General features: G+C 66.1%; 18 protein-coding genes and 1 pseudogene. 4 read left to right on the top strand and 15 right to left on the bottom strand.

The window, feature by feature from the left end; genetic code table 11:
- Positions 1 to 67: 67 nt before the first annotated feature.
- The 6 genes from KXC42_RS04605 to KXC42_RS04580 form a co-directional block, all read right to left on the bottom strand.
- Entirely contained in the window at positions 68 to 709 is a 642-nt protein-coding gene (locus KXC42_RS04605) for a helix-turn-helix domain-containing protein (protein ID WP_071934950.1), read from the bottom strand.
- A 125-nt stretch (positions 710 to 834) separates the two neighbouring features.
- Entirely contained in the window at positions 835 to 1,266 is a 432-nt protein-coding gene (locus KXC42_RS04600) for a VOC family protein (RefSeq protein ID WP_042329013.1), read from the bottom strand.
- A gap of 8 nt (positions 1,267 to 1,274) precedes the next feature.
- The gene (locus tag KXC42_RS04595) at positions 1,275 to 2,261 is read right to left on the bottom strand and encodes an isopenicillin N synthase family oxygenase (RefSeq protein WP_219129985.1); all 987 of its coding nucleotides are present in this window, start codon (positions 2,259 to 2,261) and stop codon (positions 1,275 to 1,277) included.
- Between the two features lie 36 nt (positions 2,262 to 2,297).
- A complete protein-coding gene (locus KXC42_RS04590; protein WP_219129984.1) occupies positions 2,298 to 3,344 on the bottom strand; it encodes an isopenicillin N synthase family oxygenase in 1,047 nt (348 codons plus the stop codon).
- 116 nt (positions 3,345 to 3,460) lie between these two features.
- A complete protein-coding gene (locus tag KXC42_RS04585; protein WP_219129983.1) occupies positions 3,461 to 4,435 on the bottom strand; it encodes an isopenicillin N synthase family oxygenase in 975 nt (324 codons plus the stop codon).
- Positions 4,436 to 4,502: 67 nt separating this feature from the next.
- Positions 4,503 to 4,922: a 2OG-Fe(II) oxygenase family protein gene (locus KXC42_RS04580; protein ID WP_257606154.1), complete on the bottom strand. Its 420-nt coding sequence runs from the start codon at positions 4,920 to 4,922 to the stop codon at positions 4,503 to 4,505.
- Between the two features lie 136 nt (positions 4,923 to 5,058).
- Between KXC42_RS04580 and KXC42_RS04575 the strand changes: the two are divergent.
- Positions 5,059 to 6,204 (top strand): annotated as a pseudogene (locus tag KXC42_RS04575) (IS3 family transposase).
- An 84-nt stretch (positions 6,205 to 6,288) separates the two neighbouring features.
- Here the strand turns inward: KXC42_RS04575 and KXC42_RS04570 are convergent.
- The 6 genes from KXC42_RS04570 to KXC42_RS04545 form a co-directional block, all read right to left on the bottom strand.
- The gene (locus KXC42_RS04570; RefSeq protein ID WP_219129981.1) at positions 6,289 to 7,359 is read right to left on the bottom strand and encodes a YeiH family protein; all 1,071 of its coding nucleotides are present in this window, start codon (positions 7,357 to 7,359) and stop codon (positions 6,289 to 6,291) included.
- The gene (locus KXC42_RS04565) at positions 7,349 to 8,947 is read right to left on the bottom strand and encodes a long-chain fatty acid--CoA ligase (RefSeq protein ID WP_219130437.1); all 1,599 of its coding nucleotides are present in this window, start codon (positions 8,945 to 8,947) and stop codon (positions 7,349 to 7,351) included. The genes KXC42_RS04570 and KXC42_RS04565 overlap by 11 nt, the downstream gene beginning before the upstream one ends.
- Positions 8,948 to 8,960: 13 nt before the next feature.
- Entirely contained in the window at positions 8,961 to 9,569 is a 609-nt protein-coding gene (locus tag KXC42_RS04560; protein ID WP_219129980.1) for an alpha/beta hydrolase, read from the bottom strand.
- A 59-nt stretch (positions 9,570 to 9,628) separates the two neighbouring features.
- On the bottom strand, positions 9,629 to 10,681 hold the full coding sequence (locus KXC42_RS04555; RefSeq protein ID WP_071934441.1) for a 3-keto-5-aminohexanoate cleavage protein: 1,053 nt from the start codon (positions 10,679 to 10,681) through the stop codon (positions 9,629 to 9,631).
- A 54-nt stretch (positions 10,682 to 10,735) separates the two neighbouring features.
- On the bottom strand, positions 10,736 to 11,584 hold the full coding sequence (locus KXC42_RS04550; protein WP_219130436.1) for a TauD/TfdA family dioxygenase: 849 nt from the start codon (positions 11,582 to 11,584) through the stop codon (positions 10,736 to 10,738).
- A 94-nt stretch (positions 11,585 to 11,678) separates the two neighbouring features.
- On the bottom strand, positions 11,679 to 12,653 hold the full coding sequence (locus tag KXC42_RS04545; protein ID WP_219129979.1) for a quinone oxidoreductase: 975 nt from the start codon (positions 12,651 to 12,653) through the stop codon (positions 11,679 to 11,681).
- 164 nt (positions 12,654 to 12,817) lie between these two features.
- On the opposite strand from KXC42_RS04545, the gene KXC42_RS04540 reads away from it, so the two are divergent.
- The 3 genes from KXC42_RS04540 (at position 12,818) to KXC42_RS04530 (ending at position 15,779) form a co-directional block, all read left to right on the top strand.
- Positions 12,818 to 13,828: an AraC family transcriptional regulator gene (locus KXC42_RS04540; protein WP_219129978.1), complete on the top strand. Its 1,011-nt coding sequence runs from the start codon at positions 12,818 to 12,820 to the stop codon at positions 13,826 to 13,828.
- Positions 13,829 to 13,970: 142 nt separating this feature from the next.
- A complete protein-coding gene (locus KXC42_RS04535) occupies positions 13,971 to 14,357 on the top strand; it encodes a carboxymuconolactone decarboxylase family protein (protein ID WP_138841829.1) in 387 nt (128 codons plus the stop codon).
- Between the two features lie 27 nt (positions 14,358 to 14,384).
- The gene (locus KXC42_RS04530) at positions 14,385 to 15,779 is read left to right on the top strand and encodes an MFS transporter (protein ID WP_219129977.1); all 1,395 of its coding nucleotides are present in this window, start codon (positions 14,385 to 14,387) and stop codon (positions 15,777 to 15,779) included.
- Between the two features lie 31 nt (positions 15,780 to 15,810).
- Here the strand turns inward: KXC42_RS04530 and KXC42_RS04525 are convergent, their stop codons facing one another.
- The 3 genes from KXC42_RS04525 to KXC42_RS04515 form a co-directional block, all read right to left on the bottom strand.
- Positions 15,811 to 16,248 (bottom strand): SRPBCC family protein, encoded by a 438-nt coding sequence (locus KXC42_RS04525; RefSeq protein WP_219129976.1) that lies wholly within the window; start codon positions 16,246 to 16,248, stop codon positions 15,811 to 15,813.
- Between the two features lie 96 nt (positions 16,249 to 16,344).
- On the bottom strand, positions 16,345 to 17,979 hold the full coding sequence (locus tag KXC42_RS04520) for a cation acetate symporter (protein ID WP_219129975.1): 1,635 nt from the start codon (positions 17,977 to 17,979) through the stop codon (positions 16,345 to 16,347).
- Positions 17,976 to 18,341, bottom strand: a complete 366-nt coding sequence (locus KXC42_RS04515; protein ID WP_019289889.1) for a DUF485 domain-containing protein — start codon at positions 18,339 to 18,341, stop codon at positions 17,976 to 17,978. Before KXC42_RS04515 ends, KXC42_RS04520 begins: the two co-directional genes overlap by 4 nt.
- Between the last annotated feature and the right edge of the window lie 98 nt (positions 18,342 to 18,439).

Genomic DNA, 18,439 nt, shown 5'->3' with positions numbered 1-18,439 from the left:
GCCTCGGTGCCGCCGGTTACTCCAGCGTCCGACCGGCGCCGTCCGTCAACCGAGCACCGACCCTAGGTCAGGCCTGGCGTGGCCGGGTCACGATGTGGAGGACGCGGACGGTCTCGTCGCCCACGGCTTCCCACTTGGAGCGGATGCGGGCGGGGTAGAAAATCGTGTCTCGCGGCTTCAGGCGATGGATGGTGTCGCCCTCGATGATGACGTTGAGCTGTCCCTCGATGAGGTAGGTGGCCGCTGGTGAGGGGTAGTCGAACCACTCATTGTTGTTCTGGTCCTTGGTGAACTCCATCTCGGAGATCTCGAAGGAGTGCTGTTCGGAGCCGCCGACCAATCGAACCGGGACACTGGACTGCTCAGTGCCGGCGACGATGCGGCCCTCCTCGGCTCGGATGACGGTCGCGCCAGGCTGCGGGGCGACGGCTGGGAGGAGGTCGCCGGGGGTGATGTTCAGGGCGGTGGCGATCCGGTAGAGGCTCAGCATGGAGGGTGAGGCGTTGCCGCTCTCGATCTTGCTGAGGAAGGGCTGCTTCATGCCGGCGGCGTCGGCGAGCTCGCGCATCAGGAGACCGCGCTCGGTTCGCCAGTACTTCACGCGCTCGCCGACGGCCTGAGCAACGGCGTCGGATACGGCTTCCTCGGATTCCATGAGAACGAACTCCCGGGCTCGGGCGGGGACGACGGGCGACGGTGCCTGCAACATCGACTTCTCTCTACGGACTGCGGTGCCCAGCGGGCGTCGGAAGTCTACCGACCTGTCTCACTGCCACGGTGCGCGCGAGGGCTCTGGCGTCGTTGACAGAGGCCTCGCCCGCACCGTGGGCTGACTCAGGCGGACTTGTTGATCCGGAAGACGTTCTTCTCGGGGTCGAGCAGCACCGCCTGCCAGGCGTCGTAGTAGGTCCGGAAAGGTTCCTTGCGGTAGGTCGCGCCCGCTGCGACGGCGGCTGCGGCGAGGGTGTCGACGGCCTCCTCGGAGTCGACCTCGAAGGTCCAGAACGACGGCGCGGAGGCCGACAGGTCGCTCTCGGGCAGGTTGAGCAGCTCGTAGGCGACGGGGGTGTTGAAGCCGAGGATGGTTCCTCCGAGCTGGAGGGCTCGGAAGTAGTCGCCCTCGAGGTAGGTGACGTGGTCCAGGCCGAAGAGCTCGGCGTAGAAGTTGGAGACCTCGTCGACGTCTTGGCAGACCAGGGTCACGAACGAGAGCGCGACACCGGCCTTGGTGTCGGGGTTGGCGTCGGGGACTGTCTCGGTGTTCACGTCGGTGCTCACTTCACGGTCGCCTGGATGGCGCGCTGACGCAGGTACTCCCCGGCCAGGACGGCGTCGTAAGTGGTGCCGCTGCCGATCGGGGCGGGCATCGTCTCAACGATGGCGTCGACGTTGGCGTCGCAGAACTGGATCAAGGAGATCAGCTCCTCGGCCGGCGCAGACTCCTGCGGTGGCAGGACGCGGTGGCGGGTGGAGCGCCACCGGCCGCCGGTCCAGCGGGCGAGGAGGTCGCCGATGTTGACCAGCAGGGTTCCCTCGACGAAGGGCGCGTCGAGCCACTCGCCGTCGTCGCTGAGCTGGACCTGGAAGCCGCCGTAGCCGGGCTGGCGGTCCAGGAGGGTGAAGATGCTCCAGTCGGTGTGCGCGCCGACGCGGAACTGGCCGGGCTTGGGGACGCCGGTCTCCTCCAGGGAGGGGTAGCGGTTGATGTTGAGGGTCCGGGTGCCGTTGGCGCAGCGCTCGATGAACCACTCGCGGCCGAGCCCGAGGGCCTCGCCGCACATGCGAAGCAGCTCGTCGTAGAGCCCGTACATGGCCTCCATGTAGGTGGTGGCGAGGAGCTCGAGCTCGGGCACCTCGTCGGGCCACACGTTCGGGGCGAAGGCGGTGCTGTCGAGAGTGGGGTTGCCCGTGGCGTACGGGCGGCCCATCGTCAGGCTCTCCTTCATGTCGGGGGTGGCCTTGTCAGCCTCCTCGCCGGCGAAGGAGTTCGCCTCCTTCCCGCTGGGCAGCCAGCCGCGGCCACCGACGGTGGTCTCATAGCGAGCCTTGGTCTCTCGCGGCAGGGAGAAGAAGGCCTTGGCGGCGCTGCGGAGGTCGGCCGCGAGCTGCGGGTCGACGTCGTGGTTGGCGAGCATGAGGAAGCCGGAGTCACGCAGGGCCTGGTCGACCTTCGCGGCGGCGGCGGCCTGGACGCCGGCGTCGCCGGTGCGCCAGTCGGCGAGGTCGATCAGGGGGATGACGTCGGTCAGTGTGTTCGACATGGGCTGGGTCTCTTTCCGGGTGGGCGTGGGCTGGGTTCAGGCGTTCTGGGCGGCGAGGACGCGGGAGGCCTCGCGGACGGCGGCGGTGTTGGCCTTGCCGTACTGGGAGCCGTTGAGCTTGGCGGCGATGTGGTCCTTGACCAGGATGGGCTCGTAGGCCAGTCCGCCGTCGGCGTCGAGACGGCTGGGCAGGGTGGAGATGGTGGCGTCGATGTTGCCGTCGTGGAAGAAGGCCACCGACCGGCGGCGCTGGATGGTGCCGTCGATGACCGGGGGCTTCACGCGGTGCAGGGTGGAGAGCCACTGGTCGTTGGTGAGGCGGGCGGTGAGGTCGCCGAGGTTGACCAGGAGCGCTCCCTCGATGGGCTGGACGTCGTGCCAGGTGCCGTCCTTGGCGAGGACCTGGAGGCCGGCGACCTGGTCGGCCCACAGCACAGTGACGATTCCGAAGTCGGTGTGCTCGCCCATCCCGGTCAGGTCGCCGTCCAGGGAGACGTCGGTGCCCTCGGGGAGGGCGTAGTTGTTCATCCGGAGCACGTCGACGGAGTGGTCGGTGAGGTAGTCGAAGAAGCCGGAGTCCTCGCCCAGGGCGTCGGCGAAGATGGTGGTGAGCGTGCGCGCGACGCGTGCGGCGTGGTCGTAGTAGGCCTCGACCTTGGTGCGGAACCCGTCGACGTTGGGCCAGGTGTTGACGCCGTAGTCGTCGTCGGAAAGGTCGAGGCGGTCGAACCAGCCGGCCTCGGCGCCGACGTTGAAGGCCTCGAAGAAGTCGTTCATGCGGGTCGCGGACTCGACTCCCAGGCTGAGGCTGAGCGACTCGCTCTTGGGCGGGCTGTAGCCACGGTTGCCCGGCACGACGTAGTCCTTCTTCTCCTCCAGGGGGAGGACGAAGAAGTCGTCGACCGCCTCCTTGAGGCCGGTGACGACGGAGTCGGGGACCTGGTGGCCGAGGATCTGGATGAATCCCACGGCGGCGCAGGCCTTGTCCATGGCGCGGGCGACGGCGGCACGCTCTTCGGCGGTGCCGGCGCTGGTGTAGGCCGAGATGTCCACGACGGGGACCTCGAAGGCGGGGGTGTTCATGTGCTCCTCCATTTCAGTTCGGTAGTCGCAAGTCTTGTCGGAATGTGTATTCATCAAAGGAATGTAGAGTGACGTTTCTGTTACACCGGACGTCGTCTCTTCGGCGCGTGTCTGGCTCAACTGGCTGCGTAGGTGCGACGCAGCATTTCGGCGAGGTGGTCGCCGGTCGTGATGCCCGGGCCGGGCTGCTCGTTCTCGTCGAGGACCGTAGGGACTGCGGTGACGACGTAGTCGTAGTCGAGGTCGAAGAACGTCGGCACCGAGTACCGGCGGACACCGGTGGTGTTGAGCACGCGGTGGGTGTTGGACAGGTAGAGCCCGTTGGTGAGCTTCGGGACGAGGTCACCGAGGTTGACCACGAAGGTGCCGGGGATGTGTGGGGCCCGGACCCACTCGCCATCGGCGTTGAGGACCTCCGGTCCGCCGACCTCGTCCTGGTACAACATGGTGATCAGGCCCCAGTCGGTGTGAGCGCCGGCGCCGAGCTCGTTCCCCTCGCCGACGCCGTCCTGCGGGGGGTAGTGCAGCAGGCGGGTGGTGATGACGTGGTCCTGGAAGCCTTCGTCGAAGTAGTCCTCGTCGAGCTCGAGGGACAGCGCAACCAAACGGACCAGGTGCTGCCCGAGGACCGCCATGCGGTCGCGGTAGGCCTCAAGCGTGGCACGGAGCTCTGGCATGGCCGAGGGCCAAAGGTTCGGACCGTGGTTGACCAGACCCCGCTGGACCTTGGGGTGTTCCGCCGGGAGGTCCCGTCCGATCTGGAAGCCTTCCTTATTGTCGGGCCGGGAGCCGGCGTCAAGTGTCTGAACGGCGGTCGGCTCGTAGCCGCGGTACGCGGTGGAGTTGTGGATGTCTGCCTCGAGCTTGTCGGCCATGGGGAGGGCGAAGAAGGCGTCGGCGACCTCCAGCAGCGCGTCGAGCTGTGCCTGGTCGACGCCGTGATTGGCGACGTAGAAGAAGCCGATGTCGCGCGCGGCCTTGTGGATCTTCCACGCCACCGCCTTCCGCTTCGCGAGGTTGGGCGAGAAGCTGTCGGCGAGGTCGATCACCGGAATGGAGTCGGCGGCCTTGGGTGGGGTGTAGGTGATCATGAGAGCTCCAGTCGGGGTTGGGTCGGTCGCCGACGCAGTGGGGTCGGTGTGGTCGTGCGCCGGGGGATCAGGACGAGGTGAGGATGAGTGCGTCGAGCTTGCGCTGGAAGTGTTCGCCGGAGGTGATGGGCGGGTACTTGGCCTCATGGGCGAGGTCCAGGCTCTCGATCACGGCGTCGTGGTGGGGCTGGTGGAAGAACGCCATGGAGTAGCGCGCTCGGTCCCATTCCCCGTCGATCGGGTTGGCGACGCGGTGCAGCGTGGAGTTCCATTCGTCGTTGGTCCAGCGCTGCATGAGGTCACCGATGTTGATCACGATCGCCCCGTCGACGACGGGGGCGTCCTCCCACTCCTCGCCGTTCCAGATCTGGAGGCCTCGGACCGAGGGCTCGCCGTACAGGAGGGTGAGACTGCCGAAGTCGGTGTGAGCGCCGCCGCGGAGCTGGCCGGGCAGGGGCGCGGCACTCATCGGCGGATAGTGGTAGATCCCGAGCTGGCTGTCGTGCCGGCTTGTGAACTGCCGGAAGTGGTCCGATGGCCGTGGCGTGTCCCCTGTGAGTAGGTCCGGGTTGTTCTAGAGTCCTGATTGCCCTGGTAAGGGCGAAGAAGGGACGATAGGAATCATGGCGGGACGCAAACGTCACTCGGCGGAGGACATCGTGCGCAAGCTGCGCCGAGCCGACGAGTTGGCCGCGGTAGGCAAGAACGGCGAAGAGATCGCTGCCGCACTCGAGGTGTCGGCGGCGACGCTGTACAACTGGCGTCGTCAATACGGCGGCATGGATGCCGATGCGGCGAAGGAGCTCAAGGAACTGCGGGAGCAGAACAGCCGGCTCAAGCGATTGCTCGCAGATGCCGAGTTGGAGAAGGACGCGTTGCGGGAGATCGCGAAGGGAAAATTCTAAGCCCGACCGCCAAACGCGCCGCGATCACCATGCTCACCGACACCCTGCAGATGTCGGAACGGTTCGCGTGCAAGGTCGTTGGGCTCTCCCGATCGGTCTACCGGAGGCTGCCGTTGGCGCAGACACCGGACGACCCGGACGCTGACCTGCGCACAGAGTTGCGCAGCTATTCCCGCAAACATCCGCGGCACGGGTTCCGTCGGGCGTGGGCGTGGCTGCGCTACGACCAGGGCATCGAGGTGAACAAGAAGAAGGTGCACCGCCTGTGGAAAGAAGAAGGATTGCAGGTCCGGCGTGCCCCACGCCGCAAGCGTGCCGGCCAGTCCTCCGTTCCGGCCGTCGACGCAGATGCTCCGAATGTTGTGTGGGCATTGGACTTCCAGTTCGATTCGACCGTCGACGGCAAGACGGTGAAGATCGCGTCGATGGTCGATGAACATACCCGGATGTCGTTGTTGAACATCGTGGACCGCTCGATCACCGCCGGTCGGTTGATCGAAGGCTTGGAGAAGGCGTTCGCGATGTGGGGTGGGCCGCCGCTGGTGTTGCGCATGGACAACGGGCCTTCAGTTCATCTCGGAAGCGCTGCGGGACTTCTGTGCTGGGTCGGTGGGGGTGTCCTACATTCCGCCGGGTACGCCGTGGAACAACGGGTTCATCGAATCGTTCAACAACCGGTTGCGCGATGAGTGTCTGAACCGCAACTACTGGCCCACTCTGCTCGAGGCCCGGGTGGTGATCGAGGACTTCAAGGACGACCACAATCACCGACACCGTCATTCGGCATTGGGGTACAAGACCCCCGCCGAGTACGCTGCCGGATGCACCCACCGGCACCAGCCCGTGGCGTGCGAGATCGACTGATCGACTGCACAGAGGAACCGGCTCTAGGAACGACCGGACCGACTATCGGGGACCTGCCACCGGCAATACCGGGCACGGGCCGGTTCAGCTCAGTACGAGAACACCGACGAGGGTGATCAGCACCACCCACAGGGTGGAGGCCGCAGCGAGCACGAACGGTCGCAGCCCGATCGAGCGCAGCAGTCCGACCCGGACCCCGAGACCCAACCCGAACATGGCCGTGGTCAACAGCGCTGATTGCACGAGCGCGGCGTGCTCGAGCACGACGTCGGGAAGCAGTCCGGAGGACCGCACCGCCACCGCTGCCAGGAATCCGATCACGAACACCGGCACCAGAGGCGGCTGCCGGCCGACCGTGTCCTCGTGGACGCCCGTCTCGCGACTGCGCCGTCGGCGGACCACGCCCAGATATGCCATCACCGGGGCCAGCATCAGGACACGGGCAAGCTTGACCACGGTGGCGACGGCGAGGGCTCCGCCGCCGATCATGCCTCCGGCGGCGACCACCTGCGCGACCTCGTGGATCGATCCACCGGCGAGGATGCCGGACTGCAGGTCGTCCATCCCCAGAACTCCCACCAGCAGCGGAATCCCCGGGATCATCAGTGTGCCGAAGACGACGACCAACGCGATCGAGGTGATCACCTCCTTGCGCTTCGCGTCGACGACTCCGTCTGCGGCAGCCACCGCCGCGGCACCGCAGATCGAGAATCCGCACGAGATGAGGACCCGCTGAGTCCACGAAAGTCCGAGGACCCGCCCCAGGTACATCGTCCCGGTGATCCCGGCCGCGACGATGACCACGACGAGCGCGATGACACCCCACCCGAGGGCGAGGATGTCGTGGAAGACCAGTTGGAGGCCGAGCACGGCGATGCCGAGGCGCAGCAGCCGTTTGGTCGAGAAATCCACACCTGGGCCGATCCACGCCGGGACGGGAATCAGATTGGCCACCAGTGCTCCGAACACGATCGCGATCAGCATCGGGTTCACGGCAGGGAACAGCCGACCGAACCCGATCGCGATCGCAGCGCCGGCCGCGCACACCGCGATACCTGCGGCGAGGGCGGCCGCTCGGGAACGCGGACCCACCGACGTCGTTTCCGGGCGGACGACGTCCTGTGGCGCCGACGTCACCTCGACCTCAGCCGACATCCGACGAACCCCGACTCGTCGACACCGTGCCCGTCGATACCGTGCTCGTCCGTACCGTGGCGACGAGTTCGCGTTTGAGGATCTTGCCCGTCGCGGTCGTCGGAAGCGTCGTGACGATCTCGATCGAACGCGGATACTTGTATCCCGCCATCCGGTCGCGGCACCAGGAGATCAATTCCTCTTCCGTGATCTGCGCCCCTGCCTCGAGGATGACGAAGGCGCCGACCTCCTCGCCGTACACCTCGTGGGGAACGCCGACGACCGTCGCGAGTGACACCGCTTCGTGGGTGATCAGTACTTCCTCGATCTCTCGGGGGTAGACGTTGAAGCCTCCGCGCACGATCAGATCCTTCGCGCGGTCGACGATGTAGTAGAAACCGTCCGCATCCATGCGAGCGAGGTCGCCGGTACGCAGCCAGCCGTCTCGCATCGCTTCGGCGGTGGCATCGGGCCGGCCGAGATATCCCGACATGACGTTGTGGCCGCGCAATGCCAGTTCTCCGACCGTGTCGACTTCGGTGACTGTGTTCCAGTCGGCATCGACGAGGCGGGCCTCGACTCCCCAGACCGGGACGCCGATCGATCCGGGCCGCGGGTCGCGTTCCGGATCGCTGAACAACGCGAGCGGAGACGTCTCGGACAGCCCATAGCCCTCGAGGATCCGGACACCGAAGCGCTCGGAGAACCGGGTGAGGATCTCGACGGGCAGGGCGGCGCCACCGGAGATCGCCCGGCGCATCGTGGCGGCGATCCGTTGCACGTCGACCGTCTCGTCCACCGCATCGAGCAGAGCCCAGTACATCGTCGGGACCCCGGCGAAAACGGTGACGTCCTCCTCGATCATCAGTGTCAGTGCGGTGAGGGCATCGAAACGTGGCAGGAGGACCAGCGTGGCCCCTACCGACAGTCCCGCGTTCATGGTCACGGTCTGGCCGAAGGAGTGGAACAGCGGCAAGGTCACCAGGTACGTGTCGGGACACATCGGACTGCTGTCGAACAGACGGTTCGCGGTGAGCGCGTTCGTCACCATGTTCGAGTGGGAAAGGCAGGCTCCCTTCGGTTTTCCTGTGGTTCCGCTGGTGTAGAGGATCACCGCCGTGTCCTGCGGATCACGTACCACCGACGAGCGGACATCCGATACTTCCCCCAGCGCAGTATCGAGACTGTCCGCACCATCGAGTCCGCCGACGACGAACATGTCGCGACACTTCGGTGCTGCGGCGAAACCGGCACGACCGTATTCACCGATGGGCAGGTCGGGTCCACCTTCGGAGCAGAAGAACGCCCGGGCGCCGGAATCCTGCAGATGGTAGGCGATTTCATGTCCCTTGAGCATGATGTTCAACGGCACCACGACGGCGCCGGCCTTGAGGATGCCGTAGTAGACGATCACGAACTCCGGCACGTTGGGGATCGACATCGCCACGGTGTCGCCCGGCGCGATTCCACGCGCGATCAACAGGTTGGCCACCCGGTTCGCTCGGGCGTCGAGTTCGCCGTAGCCCATCCGGGTCTTCCCCAGCACCAAGGCGTCCCGGTCGGGATACCGTCGGGCGGAATCCTCCAGGAGAACGGACAGGTTGAGCATCGTGGGTTCGCTTTCAGGATTCGGACGGAACGGGGGCGGTCTCGCGCGTTGTTGCTCCGGACCGCTGGAGCAGTTCCTGTATGAACAGATCGGCGGCGGGCCAGTCACCGAAGCCGGAGGCCGGATTCAGATGCCCGACCTCACCGAGGTCGACGAACCGGCTGCCCCACGCTTCGGCCAGCCCCGCGACCCGGCGCCGGTCCCCGAGTGGATCGTTGCTGCTCGCTGCGAGGATGCTCGGAAAGGGAAGGCGGCGCCGTGACATCGGGAGCCAACCGCCTCGACCGAGGTCGTCCGTGGTCGGACAACCTTCGGGGAGCGGCTTTTCGATATCGGCCGGTGTTGCGAGCAGCGCGCCGAGGACCGGTCTGGTCGATGTGTGGGCCCAGTGAACGGCAATCAGGACGCCGGCGCTGTGCGCGACCAGCACGATCGGACCGTCGACGTCGCTGACGACCGCGTCGAGAGCGGCGATCCGTGCGTTCAGGCTCAGTCGGTCGTGGTCGAGCGGGGGTACGGTGCGGACCCGGTCGAGCCGATCGGCAAGCAGTGTCTGCCAGTGGTCGGCGACGTGGTCGCGCAGGCCGGGCACGATGATCACGGTCGGTTCGGTGTCGTACATCCTTCTCCGAAACTTTCCTTGGTGCAGAGCATTTCCCATCGGACGGGAGCCGAGGGGTGTCAGCCGTGGTGGGTGAAGCCGACCTGTCCCGGGCGGCGGTTGGGGGCGTAGCCGAGTTCGGCGAGCGTTTCGTCGGCGTCGCGGTAGGTCTCGCCGATCCGGTAGATCTCACGGGCTTCCTTGCCGGTGGCGACCTCACGGCCGAGTTCGTCTGCGAGACGGACCAGTTGCCGGATCTGCTCGACCGAGGTCATCTTCTCGCCCTTGCGTCCCCAGAGGGTGTCCTCGTTGCCGCAGCGGGTGTGCAGCCCCATGGCGATGGCCATCGTGTTGACCGGCAGCACCGAACGCATGAGGGTTTCGAGCGTCAGGCACGCGCCGTCCGGCACACGCTGGACGAAGTTCATGATGTTGTACGGGTTCGGTCCGTCGAAACCGCCGCCGATCCCCACCCAGGTCAGATTCAGTGGACCGGTGTAGATGCCGCGCCGGATCAGGCGTTCGACGGTCTCGAGCTGCGGAACGGACGACAGCTGGAAGTGCGGCTGGATGCCGGCGGCCTGCAGGCGCCGCAGGTGCTCCTCGACCCATTCCGGCCCGGCGGGCACGGTCATCTCCCGGTAGGTCACCGCGAGTTCCGGACGCTCCATGGAGGTGCCGGCGATGTCGTCCGCGGTCATGAGCTCCATGATGTTCATCTGGCTGGTGTTGATGGCGATGGTCACCTGGTCCGGCTTGGGATCCAGTTCGGCGAGCATGTGCCGAACATCGTCCGAGAGCCACTTCGCTTCGGCACCTTCACCTTCCGGCGCGAAGGAAATCGATCCTCCGACCTGCAGGATCATGTCCGGCACCGCTTCGCGCAGGCGGGAGAGCAGTTCGTTGAACTTCGACAGGCGCTTGCTGCCCTTGCCGTCGAGTTCGCGAACGTGGATGTGCAGCACCGTGGCTCCGGCCTCGTAGCAGTCCACCGCCTGCTGGACGTGCTCGTCCATCGTCAGCGGCAGGTCTTCCGGGAAGTCCTCCGGCTCCCATTCGGGTCCGTACGGGGCCGCGGTGATGACCAGCTTCTCCTGGCATTCGGGGAACAAGGCATCGTCGTGGAAGTGCATCGTGGTCTCCTGTGGATCGGGTCGTGCGTGATGAGGGAAGGAAGTTCTCGAAGGTCAGAAGGGACGATCGCCGGCGATTCCGGCGCGCTCCATCCTCCGGACGGCAGGCCAGTAGTCCTGGACCGCGTAGTGCTGGGTGGACCGGTTGTCCCAGATCGCCACGCTGTTCGGCGTCCATCGCCACCGGACCTGGTACTCGGGGATCATCGCCCGGCTCTGCAGGTACCGGAGCAGCTCGCCCGCCCCGGGGGCGTAGTCGATACCGCAGCGGACGTTTTGTGCCGTATGGAAATTCGTGAAGTGTGTGGTGAAGCTGTTGACGAAGAGGACCTTCTCCCCCGTTTCGGGATGGGTGCGGACGACGGGGTGCTCCGCGTCCGGGAACCGGTCCTTCAGCGCGAGTCGCTTGTCGATCGGCAGTCGCGCACCGAAAGATGCCTCGATACTGTGACGCGCGCGCAGCCCGGCGATCTGTTCCTTCACGTGCCCCGGGAGTTGCTCGTAGGCGAGTGCCATGTTCACCCAGATCGTGTCGCCACCGACGGCGGGACCTTCGACGCATCGGAGCACCGATCCCATGGGCGGGTTCTCCCGCCAGGTGGCATCGCAATGGAAGGAGTTCTCGAACGCCTCGGGTGGGCTGTCGAGGTCCTTGTAGATGCGGACCAGGCCGGGATGTTCCGGATCGCTGCCGAGTACCGGATGGTCCTCGAGCGAGCCGAAACGCTCGGCGAGCGCGACGTGCTCGGCCCTGCTCATCTCCTGGTTCCGGAAGAACAACACCTTGTGTTCGAGCAGCAGCGCCTTCAGTTCTGCGAACCGTTCGTCGTCGCGGGCCACCTCGGCGAGGTCTACGCCGTGCAGTTCTGCGCCGATGCTGCCGGTCAGCGGTCGTACGTCCATCGAGAATCGGCGACGTGTCTCGTCCCGGACGTGGGCGTGGTCGAAGGTGGTCATGACGGTCTCCTGAGCGTGAGGGGGTGGATCGGGCCGAAGGTCAGAGCGAGAACACCGACGAGCCGACGCTGATGCCGGCTTCGAGGTCGCGGTGCGCTCGTTCGGCGTCGGCGAGTGCGTATCGCTGGTTGATCTCGATCTCGATATCTCCGGCGGCGACCTGTGCGAACAGCTCGTTCGCCAGTTCGGCTCGCTCGATCGGATCGGAGATGTAGTCCGCGAGCGCGGGCCGGGTGACGAACAGTGAGCCCTTGACCGCGAGGTCCATGGCGCTGATCGGTGGGATGGGGCCGGAGGCCGTTCCGAACGCGACGAGCAGGCCTCGGCGGGCGAGGGAATCGAGCGAGGAACGATGGGTCGAGGCTCCGACGCTGTCGAACACGACCGGCACACCGGCTCCGTCGGTCAGCTCGCGCACACGTTCCGCGATGTCCTCACGGGTGTGGACGATGACCTCGGTACAACCGTAGGACCGAGCGACCTCCGCCTTCTCGTCAGTGGACGTGGTTCCGATGACGTTGATTCCCAACCGTTTCGCCCACTGGCAGAAGATCAGGCCGACGCCCCCGGCTGCGGCGTGCAGCAGGACCGTGTCGCCGGCTTCGAGCGGGTGGATGCGGCGCAGGAGGTACGCCGCGGTCAGGCCGCGCATGGTCATCGCGGCCGCGGTGTCGAAGGGAATCGCGTCCGGCAGTGCGATGAGGTGTGCAGCGTCCATCACTCGTTCGGTGCTGTATGCACCGAGCGGGCTTCCCGTGTAGGTGACGCGGTCGCCTTCGTGGAAATCGGTGACGCCGGGGCCGACCGCCTCGATCACGCCGGCGGCCTCGACGCCCATTCCCGCCGGCAACGGCGCCGGGTACAGCCCGGTACGGAAGTAGGTGTCCGCAAAGTTCAGGCCGACGGCTTCGTGTCGGATCCGCACTTCGCCGGGGCCGGGATCGCCGACCTCGACGGCTTCCCATTCGAGGACGTCGGGGCCGCCCGTCTCGTGGAAGCGGATCGCGTGTGCCATCTGTGTTCTCCTTGGATGTCGAGCGTTCTGCTAGCGCAGAGTGGGTGTGACGCCGATAACACGAGACTAATGAGCGCAGATCCGGAATACTTATCCCTACGGGACATATTCGTTGCCATTCGGGGACAGTCCTTCCGGTCGCCGGGAGATCGAGGAGATGCGCGATGACGCTGCCGAAGCCGTTGGCGCGCTACGCAACACTGACGGGTTTCGTCGAACTCGCCCGCTCGCTCTCGGTCGACCCGATCGAGCTGTTGCGCAGCGTCGAGCTGGATCCGTCCGGACTCGACCTGCAGGACCGGTGGGTACCGGCGGCGTCGATCGTCCGCCTGCTGGAACTGTCCGCTGCCGTCACCGCCCACCAGGATTTCGCGCTGAGACTCGCCGAACGGCGACGCCGGTCGACCCTCGGCCCCTTGAGCGTGGCCATCCGCGACGAACCGAACGCCCGTAGCGCCCTGCGCATGCTGATCCGTTTCCAGCACACGTACAGCGAGGCGCTGTTCATCGACGTCACCGAACATGACGGGCTGTCGACGATCGTCCTCCGCGTCGAACCGGGCGAACCCATGCCCGTGCGTCAGGCCACGGAACTCGCGGTCGCCGTCATCCACCAACTTCTGCAGTATCTGCTCGGCGACCGCTGGCGACCCGTATCGGTGTGTTTCGAACACGGCCGGCCCGGCGACGACAGCACGCACCGTCGCGTCTTCGACGCTCCCCTCGTCTTCGACGGCAAGTATTCCGGAATCGTCGTGTACACCGGCGATCTGGATCTACCCAATCGCCTCTCCGATCCTGTCCTCCGCAGTTATTCGCAACAGGTCCTCGACGACCTCTCCGCATCCGAGACCCCCACGCTCGAGCGGCGGGTCCGGGAACTCGTCGAACTGTTGTTACCGACCGGGCGCTGTTCGGTCGACCAGGTGGCAGCGAGTCTCGGTGTGGATCGACGCACCGTTCACCGGCACCTGGCCAGATCGGGACAGACCTTCACCCGGGTCGTCGACGACACCCGGGCCGAACTCGCCCAGCGGCTGGTGACGAGCGGGCGCCACACCTTCGCCGAAATCTCGGAAATGTTGTCGTTCTCGGCCCCGAGCGGGTTCTCGCGTTGGTTCACCCGCCGTTTCGGCATGACTCCCCGAGAATGGCGCAAGCGCTCCGAAGCCTGAGTGTCCCGAAATGGACAGAGCTGTGTCCCGTAGGGATAAGTAAGCACGTCGCACACCGATTATTGTGATGTGCACCACGACAATCGTGGACCGGCATGCATACCCTGCCACCTCCCCTTCTTTCGCATGAAACGAGTGTCGCGTGACGACAGAACCCGATCCGACCCCGACCCTGGACGCCATGCGCCGAGACGGACAGTGGAACCCATTGTGGGACAAACTGTCCGATTGGGACCCGGAGTGGACCGAGCAATTCATGGCGATGAACGCCCTCCCCCACCGGCGAGGTGTATTCACTCCCCGATTCGTGGAACTGCTCAGCATCGCCATCGACGCCGCTGCGACCCACATGTACGCCCCCGGTGTACGCCGGCACATCCGGGCTGCACTCGACCTCGGTGTCTCCCGCGAGGAGATCCTCACCGTGCTGCAGATGGTCAGCGTTCTCGGAATCCATGCCTGCAATCTCGGTGTCCCGATCCTTGCGGAGGAACTCGAGGCCCAGCGGGTCCGCAGCATCGGTTCCTGACCCTCCCTTTCCTACCGAGGAGCTCCCATGGGAATTCTCCCCACTCCGATCGGCACCTCTGCCGAACTCGACCCCGAATCTCCTGGCGTCCACACGAACTCCGGTCACCCCGCACCCGAGAGGCGTCCACGCCGACGGATCGCGTATCCCTGGCTGGTTTTCGCGCTGACGTTCGCGCTGCTGCTCTCGGACTACATGTCGCGCCAGGTGCTCAGCGCGGTCTTCCCGTTCCTGAAAGCGGATTGGGCACTGTCGGATTCGCAACTCGCGTCGCTCACCAGCATCGTCGCCCTCATGGTGGGCCTGTTGACCTTCCCACTGTCGCTCCTCGCCGATCGGTGGGGCCGGGTGCGGAGCCTCACCCTGATGGCGGTGATCTGGAGTATCGCGACGCTGTTCTGCGCCGTGGCAGCCAATTACGAACAGCTGCTCATCGCCCGCTTCCTGGTCGGAGTCGGCGAGGCCGCCTACGGCAGCGTGGGCATCGCCGTGATCCTGAGCGTCTTCGTCCCGCGGGTCCATTCCGCACTCAGCGGCGCCTTCATGGCCGGCGGCTCGTTCGGTTCGGTCATCGGCGTCGCGCTCGGTGGCGTCATCGCGGTGCACCTGAGCTGGCGGTGGTCGTTCGCGGCCATGGCGGTCCTCGGCCTGATCCTCGTCGCCCTGTTCCGCACCCTGGTCACCGAAGGCAGGTTGGCGGCGCACAAAGTCGGTCAGGACACCCCGATCGAGCTGTCTCCTCGTCCGGATTCGTCACCCCCGATCCGGGTACCGATCTCCACACTGTTCACCAGCCCAGCCGTCTGGTGCGCCTACCTCGGGGGCGGCCTGCAGATGTTCACCGCCGCGGTGCTGTTGGCATGGACGCCCAGCTTCTTCAACCGCGAGTACGGTCTGGCCCCGGACAAGGCCGGGATGGTCGCATCGATCTTCGTCCTGCTGATCGGCACCGGCATGGTGGTGTGCGGGATGATCACCGACCGGGTCAGCCGCACGAACCCGTCGGCGAAGTGGACCAGCGCCATCGCATTCTGCCTCGTATCGCTCGTGTCCCTCGGCATCGGATTCCAGCTGGCACCCGGTTCGGCGCAATTGACTCTCATCGGGATCGGAGCATTCTTCGCCGCCGGGTCCTCGGGTCCCACCGCGGCCATGGTGGCACGGCTGACCCACGAGTCGATGCGGGCTTCCGCGCTCGGCACTCTCACCGTCGCCAACAACGTCCTGGGGCTGGCGACCGGACCGTTCGTCGTCGGGATCCTCGCCGACCGTCTGGGGCTACTCGCCGCGTTGCAACTGACCCCGCTGGTGTACGCACTCGCGATCGTGGCGCTGATCTTCGGTAAGCGTTGGTACGCAAGCGGCGTGGAACGACTTCACCGTCGGAGCGCGGCCGCTTCGGATCATGTTCCTGCTCGATGAGACCGAGCGTCGTGTCGCGCTGCGCCGGGCGTCAGTTCCCGCCGTAGCGGCGTGCGAAGGTGTCGAGCGACGACTGCAGGTCGCCGTGCAGGACGCGCGCAACCCCCGATCCGATCGGACCGAACAGGGGCGCACCGCCGAGGTCGATCTTCATCGACAGCGTCGAACCGTCCCCGCGAGCTGCAACGGCGAGTCGCATGGAGAACTTCGTACCTCCCTTGCCGGTCCCCTTCAGCACCACGTGGTGCGGCGCGTCCAGTTCGACGATGGTCCACGTGACGCGGTTGCGCATGCCCTTGACGGATACCACCGACTGCAGGGTGGTGCCCTCGGCGAGGGTGTCCGGCAGGTCGCTGCGCCACCCGTCGTGGATGCTCAGCCACTCCCCGAACGACTCGAGGCGGGAAGCGTGCTCCCAGGCAGCCTGTGGATCGAGCGGAAGATCGGTGGACACTTCGAGTTTCGCCATGAGCCGCAACAGTAGACGGTCCGTTCCGCCGGCGGGGCGCCCCGACACGACGGTGGCCCGCCCCCGATCGGGAGCGGGCCACTGCGGCACGAAGGATCAGTGGGAGACGGCCTTCTCCACACCGACGCCGGTGAGCGAGCGGACCTCCATCTCCGCCTGCTTGTACCGGTCCTCCTGCTTGCGGCGTCCGACGTAGGTGCCGACGATGCCGAGGACGAACGCGAGCGGGATGGACACGATGCCCGGGTTCGACAACGGGAACCACGAGAAGTCCACGTTCGGGAACATCGCCGAGGGTGCACCGGACACCGCCGGGGAGAACACGATGAGCACGAGGCAGCTGATCAGACCGCCGTAGATGCTGAACAGGGCGCCGGTCGTGTTGAACTTCCGCCAGAACAGCGAGTACAGCAGGGTGGGCAGGTTCGCCGAGGCGGCGACCGCGAAGGCCAGGGCCACCAGGAAGGCGATGTTCTGTCCCATGGCGAGGATACCGAGGACGATCGCCACCAGACCGATCACGACGACCGTGATCCGCGAGACCCGCACCTGCTCGTCCTCGGTGGCGTTGCCACGCTTGATGACACTGGCGTAGATGTCGTGGGCGAAGGATGCCGAGGCGGTGATGGCCAGGCCGGCGACGACCGCAAGGATCGTGGCGAAGGCGACGGCCGAGATGATCGCCAGGAACAGAGTGCCGCCGAGTTCGAAGGCCAGCAACGGAGCCGCAGAGTTCTCCTTGCCGGGAGCGCCGAGGATCGCGTCGGGGCCGACCATCTTCGCGGCACCGTAACCGAGCACCAGGGTGAACAGGTAGAAGGCGCCGATGAGGGCGATGGCCCAGGTGACCGAACGACGTGCTTCCTTGGCGGTCGGCACGGTGTAGAAGCGCATCAGCACGTGCGGCAGGCCCGCGGTGCCGAGGACCAGCGCGAGACCGAGCGAGAGGAAGTCGATCTGCGTCATGTTGCTGATGCCGTACTTGGCACCGGGAGCGAGCACGTCACGCTGCGCGACGGCCTCGTTCGACGAGCTCGACACCATCGCCTGAGCGTCGGCGAGCAGCTGCGAGAAGTTGCCCCGCACCGCGAACAGGACGAGCACGAACATCAGGCCCGCCCCGGCGACGAGCAGCACGGCCTTGACCATCTGCACGTAGGTCGTGCCCTTCATGCCGCCGATGAGCACGTACACGATCATGAGCACACCGACGACCGCGACGACGATCGCCTGGCCGGCCTTGCCCTCGATGTCGAGCAGCAGCGCGACGAGTCCGCCGGCGCCGGCCATCTGTGCGAGCAGATAGAACAGCGACACCGCGAGGGTCGAGAGCGCCGCCGCCATGCGGACGGGGCGTTCCTTGAGCCGGAAGCTCAGCACGTCGGCCATCGTGAACCGGCCGGTGTTGCGGAGCAGTTCGGCGACGAGCAGTAGGGCGACGAGCCATGCGACGAGGAAGCCGATCGAGTACAGGAAGCCGTCGTATCCGTAGACGGCGATCGCACCGGCGATACCGAGGAACGACGCGGCCGACAGGTAATCGCCGGCGATGGCGAAGCCGTTCTGCGGCCCGGAGAACTGGCCACCGCCGGTGTAGAAGTCGGAGGCCTTCTTCGTCGTGCGGCTGGCCTTGATGACCAGGCCCATCGTCACGACGACGAACGCGACGAAGATGGCGATGTTGAGGATCGGGTTACCGACGTCGGCCCCACTCTGCGCGAGAACGGTCACTGCTGCGGTCCTTCCAGTTCCTCGCGGATCGCGGCGGAACGCGGATCCAGCTCACGGCCGGCGAACTTCACGTAGACGGCGGTGATCACGAAGGTCGTGACGAACTGGCCGAGACCCAGGATCAGCCCGACGTTGATGTTGCCGATGACCTTCGTCGCCATGAACTCGTCCGCGTAGGTGGCGAGCAGGACGTACAGGGCGTACCAGGCCAGGAAGAACGCCGTCACCGGGAACACGAAACGGCGCAGACGGCTGCGCAGTTCCTGGAACTCCGGGCTCTCCTGCATCGTGACGAACTCCTGCGGCGTCGGTATCCGTCGCTGCTGGGGTACGCCACTCTCGCTGAGTGGTGCTGTGGTCACTACCGACTCCTTGGTCGTCGTGTGAGGTGAGGATGATCACAACGCTAATGAGACGGCTGTCACACGAACAGAGGAGGCAAGAGATGGAACGACGAGGG

It is taken from the genome of Rhodococcus sp. LW-XY12 (genome assembly GCF_019317345.1).
Classification (GTDB): domain Bacteria; phylum Actinomycetota; class Actinomycetes; order Mycobacteriales; family Mycobacteriaceae; genus Rhodococcus; species Rhodococcus pyridinivorans.
Note: the sequence above shows the minus strand (reverse complement) of the source record. Positions and strands in the feature narration are given on the sequence as shown.